12 protein-coding genes and 1 tRNA gene are annotated in these 11,688 nt (G+C 70.5%); 3 read left to right on the top strand and 10 right to left on the bottom strand.

Going from position 1 to position 11,688, the window contains the following annotated elements:
• Nucleotides 1-2 precede the first annotated feature (2 nt).
• Together ACTJKJ_RS12115 and ACTJKJ_RS12110 are read left to right on the top strand one after the other, a co-directional pair.
• A complete protein-coding gene (locus tag ACTJKJ_RS12115; protein ID WP_440820577.1) occupies nucleotides 3-4,367 on the top strand; it encodes a translocation/assembly module TamB domain-containing protein in 4,365 nt (1,454 codons plus the stop codon).
• Between the two features lie 125 nt (nucleotides 4,368-4,492).
• Nucleotides 4,493-4,567, top strand: a tRNA-Arg gene (locus ACTJKJ_RS12110).
• Between the two features lie 72 nt (nucleotides 4,568-4,639).
• On the opposite strand, the gene ACTJKJ_RS12105 is transcribed toward ACTJKJ_RS12110, so the two are convergent.
• Nucleotides 4,640-4,981, bottom strand: coding sequence for a cupin domain-containing protein (locus ACTJKJ_RS12105; protein ID WP_440820576.1), 342 nt, complete (start codon nucleotides 4,979-4,981; stop codon nucleotides 4,640-4,642).
• 322 nt (nucleotides 4,982-5,303) lie between these two features.
• Here ACTJKJ_RS12105 and ACTJKJ_RS12100 point away from each other — a divergent pair, with 322 nt between their 5' ends.
• The gene (locus ACTJKJ_RS12100) at nucleotides 5,304-6,749 is read left to right on the top strand and encodes a S41 family peptidase (protein WP_440820575.1); all 1,446 of its coding nucleotides are present in this window, start codon (nucleotides 5,304-5,306) and stop codon (nucleotides 6,747-6,749) included.
• A 163-nt stretch (nucleotides 6,750-6,912) separates the two neighbouring features.
• On the opposite strand, the gene tatC is transcribed toward ACTJKJ_RS12100, so the two are convergent.
• From tatC to ACTJKJ_RS12055, 9 genes are all read right to left on the bottom strand, one after another.
• Nucleotides 6,913-7,707 (bottom strand): twin-arginine translocase subunit TatC, encoded by a 795-nt coding sequence (gene tatC, locus ACTJKJ_RS12095; RefSeq protein WP_091725756.1) that lies wholly within the window; start codon nucleotides 7,705-7,707, stop codon nucleotides 6,913-6,915.
• Complete coding sequence (gene tatB / locus ACTJKJ_RS12090) at nucleotides 7,704-8,189, bottom strand: Sec-independent protein translocase protein TatB (RefSeq protein ID WP_091725760.1); 486 nt, start codon at nucleotides 8,187-8,189, stop codon at nucleotides 7,704-7,706. The genes tatC and tatB overlap by 4 nt, the downstream gene beginning before the upstream one ends.
• Nucleotides 8,190-8,200: 11 nt before the next feature.
• A complete protein-coding gene (tatA, locus tag ACTJKJ_RS12085) occupies nucleotides 8,201-8,431 on the bottom strand; it encodes a Sec-independent protein translocase subunit TatA (RefSeq protein ID WP_091725763.1) in 231 nt (76 codons plus the stop codon).
• 190 nt (nucleotides 8,432-8,621) lie between these two features.
• Nucleotides 8,622-8,969 (bottom strand): histidine triad nucleotide-binding protein, encoded by a 348-nt coding sequence (locus ACTJKJ_RS12080; protein ID WP_091725766.1) that lies wholly within the window; start codon nucleotides 8,967-8,969, stop codon nucleotides 8,622-8,624.
• A gap of 76 nt (nucleotides 8,970-9,045) precedes the next feature.
• Nucleotides 9,046-9,447, bottom strand: a complete 402-nt coding sequence (locus tag ACTJKJ_RS12075; protein ID WP_297387199.1) for a DUF4870 family protein — start codon at nucleotides 9,445-9,447, stop codon at nucleotides 9,046-9,048.
• On the bottom strand, nucleotides 9,444-9,812 hold the full coding sequence (locus tag ACTJKJ_RS12070; RefSeq protein ID WP_091725772.1) for a phosphoribosyl-ATP diphosphatase: 369 nt from the start codon (nucleotides 9,810-9,812) through the stop codon (nucleotides 9,444-9,446). The genes ACTJKJ_RS12075 and ACTJKJ_RS12070 overlap by 4 nt, the downstream gene beginning before the upstream one ends.
• A 5-nt stretch (nucleotides 9,813-9,817) precedes the next feature.
• The gene (gene hisI / locus ACTJKJ_RS12065) at nucleotides 9,818-10,210 is read right to left on the bottom strand and encodes a phosphoribosyl-AMP cyclohydrolase (RefSeq protein ID WP_440820574.1); all 393 of its coding nucleotides are present in this window, start codon (nucleotides 10,208-10,210) and stop codon (nucleotides 9,818-9,820) included.
• 46 nt (nucleotides 10,211-10,256) lie between these two features.
• Nucleotides 10,257-10,736 (bottom strand): NUDIX domain-containing protein, encoded by a 480-nt coding sequence (locus tag ACTJKJ_RS12060; RefSeq protein ID WP_440820573.1) that lies wholly within the window; start codon nucleotides 10,734-10,736, stop codon nucleotides 10,257-10,259.
• Entirely contained in the window at nucleotides 10,729-11,682 is a 954-nt protein-coding gene (locus ACTJKJ_RS12055; RefSeq protein ID WP_440820572.1) for an ATP-binding protein, read from the bottom strand. Before ACTJKJ_RS12055 ends, ACTJKJ_RS12060 begins: the two co-directional genes overlap by 8 nt.
• Between the last annotated feature and the right edge of the window lie 6 nt (nucleotides 11,683-11,688).

Here is an 11,688-nt window from a genome sequence, read left to right as displayed (position 1 = left end):
CGATGAGCGATCCCCGCGACGACCTCCCGCCGCCCGCGCCCTCCGGCGCGACGCCCGCCGCCGCGCCTGCTGGCGCTGGCTCCGGCTCCGGCCTCGGCGCCGACGCATCGGCCGCGGACGCCGCCACGGTGTCGCCGGGCGGCGGCCCTCCCGGCCCGACCGACAACGGCGACGCGGCCCGACGGACACGCCGTCGGCGCCGCGGCCGCGGCCTGCTGTGGGTGCTGCTGACCGTGCCGGTGCTGGTCGGCCTGCTGCTGCTGGCGCTGGTCTGGGCGCTGAAGACCGAAGGCGGCACGGCCTACGTGCTCGCGAAGGTGCCGGGGCTGACGCTGCAGCAGGCGCGCGGTCGCCTGCTGGGCGACTTCGACGTCGACCGCGCCGAGCTGGTGTTGCCCGGCACCGAGGACCGCATCGTCCTGGAGCAGCTGCAGTGGCGCAATGTGCGTCTGGCCTGGAACCGGTCGCCGCTGCTGTGGGGCGAGGTCCGGGCGGACCGGCTGGCCGTCGCGCGGCTGCGGGTGCAGATGGCGCCCAGCGCGTCGACCGAGCCGGCGAAGCCGCCGCTGAGCCTGCTGTCGCCGGTGGCCATCACGATCGCCGACCTCGAGATCGGCGAGCTCTTCGCGCCCGGTTTGGACCAGCCCCTGCGCGGCCTGCGCGGCAGTGCGGCGCTGGGCAGCGACGGCGGCCAGCAGCACGCGCTGACGGTCAGGTCGCTGGCCTGGCAAGGACTGACCCTCGCTGGCGAGGCCCGCATCGCGACGCGCGACGACTTGAAGCTCGCCAGCCGCTGGACGCTGAGCCAGCCCACCGGCGAGCTGCCGTGGACGGCGCCGTTCCAGCTGGACGGACCGCTCGCGGACCTGACGCTGAAGGGATCGCTCGAGGCGGCGAAGCAGCGGCTGCAGGTGCAGGCGCGGCTGCAGGCCTTCGCGCCCTTCCCCGTCGCCCAGCTGCAGGCGCGGGCGCAGGACCTGGACCTGGCCGCGCTGCTGCCCGGCACCGACGGCGTGCCGCGCACCGGCCTGACCGGCCTGGTCACGATGACGCCGAACGCCGACCGGTCGCTGAGCGTCAAGGCCGACCTGGACAACGGCGCGGCCGGCCGTCTCGACCAGGACCGCCTGCCGCTGCGCGCGCTCCAGCTGGACCTGTTGCTGGACCCGTCGAACTGGACCCGGCTGCGCCTGCCGCGGCTCGATGCGCAGCTGGCCGGCGGCGGTCGACTGCAGGCCGTCGGCCAGACCAGCCAGTCGGGCGGCAGCGCGCTGACGCTGCGCCTGACCGGCCTGGACAGCCGCCAGATCGATGCACGATGGCCGCTGGTCCAGGCCCGCGGCGAATTGAAGCTGGGCACCCCGGCAAGCCTGGCCGCGCGGGGCGCCGACCCGGTCCTGACGGTCGAGGGCGACCTGGCCGGCGTGCTGGGCCAGGGCAAGCTGCAAGCGCCGCTGGAGGTGACGCTGGCGGCCGAGCTTCGGCAGCGATCCGTCGCGCTGCAGCGGCTGCAGGCCCGCTCCGGCCCGGCGACGCTGAAGGCCGAGGGCGAGTTCACCCTCAACGAGGCGCTTTCCCTCGCCGAGGGCTGGAAGACGCGGCTGGAGGCTTCGGTGCAGGGGCTGGATCCGCGCCGCCTGAGCGCGGAGCCGCTGGCTGAAGGCGCGCTGCCGCAGGCGCTCAACGGCCGCCTGCAGGCGACGCTGCAATCGGTGCGCGGCAGCCTCTGGCCGCAAGGCAAGGCCGAGTTCGACCTGCAGCCCAGCCAGTGGCAAGGCCTGCCGCTGAGCGGCCAGCTCCGCTACAGCCGCAACGGCGCGGCCGCGCCGGACCTGCTCGCCGACCTGAAACTGGCGGACGCCACGCTGCAGGCGCGCAGCCGCATCAACGCCTCGGCCCGTCGCGAACAGGTCGACCTCTCGATCGAGCTGAACGCGCCGAAGCTCGCCAGCCTGCAGCCGATGCTGCGTGCCCGCTTCCCGCAGGCGACGATCGTCGGCAGCGCCCAGGCGCAGGCCAGCGTCGTGCTGATCCAGCCCGGCGCCCGCCAGGCGCAGTACGGCAGCGACGGCAAGTGGCAGCTGCAGGGCCTGGGTCTGTCCGGCGTGCCGGGCCTGCCGGCGAATTCCGGCAACCGGCCGGCGCTGCAACTCGACGCCGCCTCGGGCCAGTGGTCGCTGTCCAGCCTGAAGGACGCGCGCCTCGCCTGGACGACGCAGCTGCGTCAGTTGCGCCTGCCGCAGCAGAGCACGCGGCTGGATGAACTGCAGCTCGAGCTGTCGGGCAGTTGGGCCCAGCATCGTTTGACCCTGACCACGCAGGGCCAGGTCCCGCTGCCCCCGGTGCTGACGCAGCCCACCGCGACCAAGGTGGTCGCGCGCGCGCAGGCCGCGAGCGGCGCGGGCGGCACTCTCGCCCAGACCGTGCCGCTGGATCCGCAGGGCGCTCGCGCCCGGCTCGCACTCGACGGCGCGCTGGACACCGATCCGCTGCAGGCCTGGCGCCAGGGCGCGAACTGGCAGGCCCGCAACCTGGCGCTCGCGCTGGAAGCCAGCCAGCAGCCGACGCCGCTGCTCAAGGCGGGGCCGCTGGCACTGGCGCTGCGGCTCGACCGCGGCCTCGATCCGCGGCAGGCGGCGCTGGCGCCGGGGCGGATGGAGCTGCTCGGCGCCGGCCTGCGCTGGGACCGGATGAGCTGGCAGAGCTCGTCGCGGCCCGACCTGCCCTCGGGCGAGTGGGACGTGCAGGCCGCGCTGGAGCCGCTGGCCGCGGCGCCGGTGCTGAACAAGCTGCAGCCGGACTTCGGCTGGGGCGGCGACCTCCAGATCGAAGGCCGCTTCAAGTCGCGACGCGACGCGCGCGGCCTGACGGTGGACGCGATGATCGAGCGCACCCGCGGCGACCTGACCGTCACCGACGAAGTCAGCACCCAGCGCCTGGGCTTGACCGACCTGCGCCTGGGCGTGATCGCCGACCAGGGCGTGTGGCACCTGGTGCAGGGCGTGGCCGGCGAGAACATGGGCGCCGTCGGCGGCGCCCTGACCTTCCGCGCCGCCAACGCGCATGCCCTACCGACGCCGGGCGCCAAGCTCGAAGGCGGCATCGAGGCCAAGGTCGACAACATGGGCAACTGGGGCCCGTGGCTGCCCGCCGGCTGGCGCCTGGGCGGCAGCCTCGCGGCGACGCTGAGCTTCGGCGGCACGCTGGGCGCGCCCGAGATCCGCGGTCAGGCCGGCGCGCAGAAGCTTTCGCTGCGCAATCCGCTGATGGGCGTGGACATGCAGCAGGGCGAGCTGGCGCTGACCATGAGCGGCCGCGAGGCCCGACTGGAGAAGTTCAGCGCCCGGGCCGGCAACGGCACGGTGAACATGGACGGCACGCTGCGCTTCGGCGCCCAGCCCAGCGCCGAGCTCTCGCTGAAGGCGGACACCTTCGCGCTGCTGCAGCGCGTGGACCGGCGCGTCGTCGCCACCGGCGCCGCGCAGCTCAAGGCCAGTGCGCAGCTGCTGGACCTGAAGGGCCAGTTCGTCGTCGTCGAGGGCCTCTTCGACTTCTCCCGCGGCGACGCGCCGCAGCTCGACAGCGACGTGCAGGTGGTGCGCCAGAGCGCGCCGCCCAAGGCGGTGGACGGCAGCGGCAAGCCGATGCGGCTCAAGCTGGACCTCGACCTGGACCTCGGCCGGCGGCTGCAGCTCAAGGGCTACGGCATCGACACGCGCCTGCGCGGCCTGCTGCATGTGGCGCAGGACGGCCAGCCGAGACCGCAGATGACCGGCGAGGTCCGCAGCGAAGGCGGCACCTTCAACGCCTACGGCCAGAAGCTGGTGGTGGAGCGTGGCGTGTTCAGCTTCGTCGGGCCGCTGGACAACCCGCGGCTGGACGTGCTGGCGATCCGCCCCGGCATGGAGAACGAGGACGTGCGCGTGGGCGTGACCGTGACCGGCACGGCCAACAGCCCGCGGATCCGGCTCTACTCCGAGCCCGACATGAGCGAGACCAACAAGCTGTCGTGGCTGGTGCTGGGCCGCTCGCCGGACAACCTCGGCCGCAGCGACACCGCGCTGATGCAGCGCGCCGCGATGGCGCTGATCAGCGGCGACGGCGAGAGCGCCAGCGACAAGCTGATCCACAACATCGGCCTGGACGAACTGTCCTTCAGCGGCGAGGGCGACGACGCGCGGGGCACCGTCGTGCGGCTGGGCAAGCAGGTGAGCCGCAACGTCTTCGTCGCCTACGAGCGCGGGTTGAACGCGACCACCGGCTCCTGGCAGGTGATCTACAAGCTCGCGCAGCGCTTCACGCTGCGGGCGCAGGCCAGCGAATACCAGCAGGGGCTGGACGTGATCTGGCAGTGGAAGTGGGAGTAGCGGGGCTGTAGCGGGCTTGTAGCAAACCCGTGGCGCGGCCGAGGCCGAGCGGCCGCGTGCCAGGCGCTCCTTCCATGCGAGAATCCGCCGCTTTCGCGCAGCCGCCCGCCCGGGCGCTGCGTGGGCTCTCCGTAGTTCAATGGATAGAACGGCCGCCTCCTAAGCGGCAGATACAGGTTCGATTCCTGTCGGAGGGACCAGACGCCCTCGCGCCGGTCTCGCATCGTTCTCGCGCCGCCGGCGCTTCAGCGACTCCAGCGCTTCCGCACGATTCAGCGCTTCAGCACGATCGTCACCAGCGCCGACGCGTCCACGACGCCGGTCACGCCGTGCACCACCCCGCCCTCCAGATAGCAGAGCTGCCCCGCGCGCAGGCGCTGACGCTGATCGGCGCCGTCGCGCAGCACGCTCAGTTCGAGCTCGCCTTCCAGGCAATGGAGCGTGATCTCCCCGTCCACCTTGTGCGGCGGCAGCGACTTGCCCCGCGGCAGCACCACCCGCATCACCTCCAGGCCCTCCGACTTGAACAGCGCGGAGGACGGCGTCCCGGACAAGGCGGCGCCAAGCGGCGCGACATCGATCGGCTGGGCGGGGGCGGCATGCGGCAAGGCCATGACTCTGCTCCTGAAGGGCTGACGACGGCGGCGCGGGTCCGCGCCGCGGCTGGCGATCGGGCCATCATGGCACCGACCGGCGGGACGCGCACCCCCGGCGCGGCCCTGCCCTGCCGGAAGTCATCGCGCCCCGTGACGAACGGGATCGGCAAAGCGCCAGGATTGCGCGCGGTACGCGTAAAAGCGGGGTAAACCGACTTTTCATGCCGGGCCGCCTTTTTGCCCGACGCATATACTGGGAACGCCTTTGTTCCGTCCCGCGCAACGGGGACGAACAAGCGGCGCCAAGCAGCCAGGCTGTACTGATTCAAGGTTTTTCATCATGGGCGCCAAACTGAAAGTCGCGGGCTGGGTCGCGTTGGGAGCGATGGCCGGGGTCATGACGACGATGCAGCTGCAGGCCAATGCGCGCAGCACGACCAGCCCCCTTCCGCTCGAGGAACTGCAGCAGCTCGCCGCCGTCTTCGGGATCGTGAAGTCCGACTACGTCGAATCCGTCGACGAGAAGAAGCTGATCAACGATGCCATTTCCGGCATGGTCAGCGGCCTGGACCCCCACTCCCAGTTCTTCGACAAGAAGAGCTTCAAGGAATTCCGCGAAAGCACCTCCGGCAAGTTCGTCGGTGTCGGCATCGAGATCGGCATGGAGGACGGCCTGGTCAAGATCGTCTCGCCGATCGAAGGCAGCCCCGCCTTCCGCGCCGGCCTCAAGAGCGGCGACCTGATCAGCAAGATCGACGACACCGCGGTCCGCGGCCTGACGCTCGACCAGGCGGTCAAGAAGATGCGCGGCGAACCCGCCACCAAGGTCACGCTGTCGATCTACCGCAAGTCGGAGAGCCGCACCTTCCCCATCACGATCACGCGCGAGGAAATCCGCGTCCAGAGCGTGCGCGCCAAGATGGTGGAGCCGGGCTACGCCTGGATCCGCGTCAGCCAGTTCCAGGACCGCACCGTCGAGGACTTCACCCAGAAGCTCGCCGACCTCTACAAGCAGGACCCCAAGATCAAGGGCGTCGTGCTGGACCTGCGCAACGACCCGGGCGGCCTGCTCGAGGGCGCCGTCGCCATCTCCGCGGCCTTCCTGCCCAAGGGCGTGGAAGTGGTGTCGACCAACGGCCAGCTCGCCGAATCCAAGGCCAGCTATCGCGCCGATCCCGACTTCTACGCCCGCCGTGGCTCCGGCGATCCGCTGCGCCGCCTGCCCGAGGCGCTCAAGAGCGTGCCCCTGGTGGTGCTGGTCAATGAAGGCTCCGCCTCGGCCAGCGAGATCGTCGCCGGCGCGCTGCAGGACCACAAGCGCGCGACGGTGATGGGCCTGCAGACCTTCGGCAAGGGCTCAGTGCAGACGGTGCGCCAGCTCGGCCCGGACACCGCGGTCAAGCTCACCACCGCCCGCTACTACACGCCGAGCGGCCGCTCGATCCAGGCCAAGGGCATCGTGCCGGACATCCCGCTGGACGAGACCGCCGAGGGCAACGTCTTCGCCGAGCTGCGCATGCGCGAGGCCGACCTCGAGAAGCACCTGCACAGCGCCGACGAGAAGACGGAAGAGGTGCGCTCGAAGGAACTCGAGAAGATCCGCGAGGAGCGCCGCCAGAAGCTGGAGGCCGATTACGCCAAGCGCGCCGAGCCGCCCAAGCCGCTGCCCGAGTTCGGCAGCAGCGAGGACTTCCCGCTGCGCCAGGCGCTGAACCAGCTGCAGGGCAAGCCGGTCGCGGTCTCCAAGGTGGCCCAGGAACGCAAGGCGGAAGCCAAGACGGAATGAACGGCATCGGCCGGCGGCCGATCGCCTTCCGGGACTCCCGGAGCGGTCGACGCTGCCGTCGATGAGCGGCAGACCAGCCACTTTCCCGACCCCCAATGAGAAACGCCCGGTGCATCGCACCGGGCGTTCTTGTTTGGGGTCCTGGCCGAGGGCTCGTGCCGTCTCAACCGGCCGTCGTGCCCTTGTGTTCCTCGGTATCGTCCGGCGCCCGGGTGTAGCGGGCAAAGGCGCCGGCGGCCCACAGGCCCACTTCGTACAGCAGGCACATCGGAATCGCGAGCGCGAGCTGCGAGACGATGTCCGGCGGCGTGATCACGGCCGCGATGACGAAGGCCAGCACGATGAAGTAGCCGCGGAACTGCTTGAGCTGCGCCACCGTGACGATGCCCATGCGGGCCAGCACCACGACGACCACCGGCACCTCGAAGGCGGCGCCGAAGGCGATGAACATGTTCATCACGAAGCCCAGGTAGGCCTCGATGTCCGGCGCGGCGGTGATGCTCTTGGGCGCGAAGCTCTGGATGAAGGTGAAGACCTTGCCGAACACGAAGAAGTAGCAGAACGCCACCCCCGCGAAGAACAGCAGCGTGCTGGACACCACCAGCGGCATCACCAGCCGCTTCTCGTGCGAATACAGCCCCGGCGCGACGAAGGCCCAGACCTGGTACAGCACCACCGGCAGCGCCAGCAGGAAGGCCGCCAGCAGCGTGATCTTCAGCGGCACGAGGAAGGGCGACAGCACGTTGGTCGCGATCATCGAACTGCCCTGCGGCAGGTGCGACACCAGCGGCACGGCCAGCAGGTCGAACAGACCGCCGGGACCGGGCCAGGCGCACAGCAGGCCGAAGGCCACCCCGATCGCCAGCAGCGCCCGGATCAACCGGTCGCGCAGCTCCATGAGGTGGGACACAAAGGGCTGTTCGGTGCCGGCCAGTTCGTCTTCTTGGGGGCTGCTCATGAGGCTCGGCGAGGAGGACGGAAGCGCGCCACGCGGGCCGCGCCGGATTGGGCATGGCGTTTCACGCCCAGCCGCTGCTTGTACCAGAGCGGCGTGGCGCCCCGCTTCAGGCGCCAGTTCTTCTTCGGATGCGCGTAGACCGGGACCGGCGACGCATAGCCGCCGATCGAGCCATCCGCCGACGTGCCGTCGACGGACAGGTCGGACCAGGTCGACTGCAGCGCCTGGTTGGCGGAATCCACCTGCTCCTGGACGCTGGCGTGCACGTCGCTGACGGCGGTCTCGAACTGGCCCTTCATCTTCTGGAGTTCCTCCAGTTCGATGGACCGGTTCACTTCCGCCTTCACGTCGGCGACGTAGCGCTGCGCCTTGCCCAGCAGCGTGCCCACCGTGCGGGCCACGCGCGGCAGGCGCTCAGGGCCGAGCACGACCAGCGCCACCGCGCCGATCAGGATCAGCTTGTCGAAGCCGAAATCGACCATGCGGGTCGCGCTCAGCTACGGGTCTTGGCGTCGACGTCGACGGTGTTCGGATCGGCCGCCTTGTTGGTGTTGGCCACCTGCTGCGGCGGCGCGTCGGACGAGGTGCCGTCCTTCATGCCGTCCTTGAAGCCCTTGACCGCGGCCCCCAGGTCGCCGCCCACGTTGCGCAGCTTCTTGGTGCCGAACACGGCGATGACGACCACCAGCACGATCAGCCAGTGCCAGATGCTCAAACTACCCATGACATTCTCCAGAGTCGGAAGTCGAAATTCTAAGGGGCGCTCATGACAGCCATACCGGCGATCTGCGCCCCTCCCTGCCCGCATCAGCGGCTTATGCGCCTCACCCTACCCGCTGGGCGAACGCAACCCCTCGTATATCGAGCGGCCGGCGCTGGCTTTCCGGGGCGGTTGCGGGCGAAACGGGTGGCGTTCAGCCCTTCGACCAGGGGCGAGGCCCGCCGATCGCATGCATGTGGAGGTGGAACACCTCCTGACCGCCGTCCGCCCCGGTGTTGACCACGGTGCGGAAGCCGTTGGTGACGCCCAGTTCCTTCATCAGCCGCGGCACCAGCACCGACATCTTGCCCAGCAGCGGCGCATGCTCGGGCTGCAGGTCGGCCATGCTGGCGATGTGCTGCTTGGGGATCAGCAGGAAATGCACCGGCGCCCACGGGTGGATGTCGTGGAAACCGATCAGGTCGTCGTCCTCGTAGACCTTCCTGGCGGGAATCTGGCCCTGGACGATCTTGCAGAAGATGCAGTTGGGGTCGTGGCTCATGGTGGCGGCGGGGGCGGCGGTCGGGAATTGCGGCGAACCGGAATCAGGCGGAGGACGGGCGCGGCGAGGCGCTGCCTCAGATCGGCATCGGCCGGCGGTCGTTCATCGCCAGCCAGCCGCGCACGATGCGGTACAGGAACCAGATCGAGATCAGGCACCAGGCGATCCAGCCCGGGATGATGAACAGCAGCCACAGCGGGATCGTCACCACGTACAGGATCCCGCACCACAGCACGCTGCGCAGGCGCCAGGAGAAGTGGGTGGCCTGCCAGGTGCCGACGGCCTCGTCGCGCTTCACCAGGTCGACGATCACCGCGACGATCAGCAGCACGATGCTGGCCTGCACGCCGGGCAGCAGCGCGCCGATGGCGACGATCGCGTGCAGCACGTAGCTGATGATGCCGACGGTGCGCAGGCTGGCCTCGCGCTGCGGATCCAGGGCGACGGACGGCGGTGGCGGATCGAACGACTCGGTCATGGGCGCTCCTGTGCTTGTCTGCTGGCGAATTCCTCGAGGCCGGACAGGCCTTCGCGGCGGGCGAGCTCGGCCAGCACCCGCTCGGGCCGCACGTCGAGCGCGGCCAGCGCCACGATCGAGTGGAACCAGAGGTCGGCGACTTCGTAGACCAACTTGTCGGGCGCGCCGTCCTTGGCGGCGATCACGACCTCGGTCGCTTCCTCGCCCACCTTCTTGAGGATCTGGTCCAGGCCCTTGGCGAAGAGCCTGGCGACATAACTCTTGTCGGGATCGCCCTCGGCGCGGCGCTGCGCGACCACGTCGCCCAGGTGCGCGAGCACGTCCCGCGAGAGGGACGCGCCGGCGGCGGTGTTGTCGGTGCTCATCGCGCTCAGGCCTTGTAGATGGTGGCCGGGTCCTTGAGGACCGGCTCGACGGTGGTCCAGCGACCGTGCTCGAGCTTCTGGAAGAAGCAGCTGTGGCGGCCGGTGTGGCAGGCGATGCCCGGCTCGTGGCCGTGCTGGGTGATGGTCAGCAGCACCACGTCGTTGTCGCAATCCAGGCGGATGCCGTGGACCTGCTGCACATGGCCGGACTCCTCGCCCTTGTGCCACAGCTTCTGGCGCGAGCGGCTCCAGTACACCGCCTCGCCGCGCTCGGCGGTGCGGGCCAGCGCCTCGCGGTTCATCCACGCGAACATCAGGATGTCGCCGGAGCCCTGCTCCTGCGCGATGACGGGCACCAGGCCGTCGCGGTCCCACTTGATCTGATCGAGCCAGTCCATCGCGGCAGTGTAGTCCGGCCCTGCCGACGCCGCCGGTCGCGCGCCCTCAGACGACATGGGTGAGCCCGACATGGAAGCGCTCCGCGGCGAACCACTGCAGCACCGGGATCGTGCCCGGCAGCACCGGCTGGACCTGCACCGGCAGGTGCTGCCAGCTCATGGCCTGGCCTTCGCGCATCTCGAATTCGCCGGTCCATTCATAGACCTTGCAGAAGTGCAGCCGCACCTTGGCATGCGGGTACTCCATCAGCTCGATCTTCCAGGGATGGGCCGCGCCGATGGTGATGCCGAGTTCCTCGTGCAGCTCGCGGCGCAGCGCCTGTTCCACCGTCTCGCCCGCCTCGAGCTTGCCGCCCGGGAACTCCCAGTAGCCGGCGTAGACCTTGCCCTCGGGGCGCGAGGTCAGCAGGAACTCGGTCTCCCGGCCGCCCGCTTCGCGGCGCACCAGCACGCCGACGGCGACGTCCACCGGCACGCGGTCGGTGGCGGCGGACGGGCTGTGCGGATTGGCCTGTTGCTCAGACATGGTCGAGGCCCTCCGGCGCGTCGCGGTCCGCGGTCGCAGCGACGGACGCGACCGGCGCCATGCCTTCATCGGCACCGCCGCGACCGGCCAGGTCGCGGGCGAACTGGTAGGCGACGCGGCCCGAGCGCGAACCACGCTCCAGCGCCCAGACCAGCGCCGGCTGGCGCGCGGCCTCGATGCGGGCGGCGTCCAGGCCGAAGTGCGACAGCCACTGGGCCACGATCGCCAGGTATTCCTGCTGGCTGAAGCTGTAGAAGCTGATCCACAGGCCGAAGCGCTCGGACAGCGAGATCTTCTCCTCGACCGCCTCCCCCGGATGCACCTCGACGTTGCCGTCGCGCTCCGAGTGGGTGTAGCCCAGGTTGTCCTTCATCTGCTCGGGCAGCAGGTGGCGGCGGTTGCTGGTGGCGTAGATCAGCAGGTTGTCGGTGGCGGCGGCGATCGAGCCGTCCAGCATCGACTTCAGCGCCTTGTAGCCGGCCTCGCCCTCGTCGAAGCTGAGGTCGTCGCAGAAGATCACGAAGCGCTCCGGCCGGTCGGCGACCAGGTCGGCCAAGTCCGGCAGGTCGACCAGGTCGGCCTTGTCGACCTCGATCAGGCGCAGCCCCTGGCCGGCGAACTCGTTCAGGCAGGCCTTGATCAGCGAGCTCTTGCCGGTGCCGCGTGCGCCGGTCAGCAGCACGTTGTTGGCGGGCTGGCCCTGCACGAACTGGCGGGTGTTGCGCAGCAGCCGCTCCTTCTGGGGCTCGACTTCCTTGAGGTCGTCCAGGCGGATCGTCGACAGGTGGCGCACCGGCTCGAGCCGCGCGCTCGCGCCGCGCTTGCGGTAGCGGAAGGCGACCGCCGCCTCCCAGTCGGGCGGCGTCAGGGGCTGGGGCAGCACGGCCTCCAGGCGGCTCAGCAGCGCGTCGGCGCGCCGCAGCAGGGCATCAAGGGCGTCGGACATGGGGCC

Source organism: Roseateles sp. 22389, from assembly GCF_052044995.1.
GTDB lineage: Bacteria > Pseudomonadota > Gammaproteobacteria > Burkholderiales > Burkholderiaceae_C > Roseateles.
Note: the sequence above shows the minus strand (reverse complement) of the source record. Positions and strands in the feature narration are given on the sequence as shown.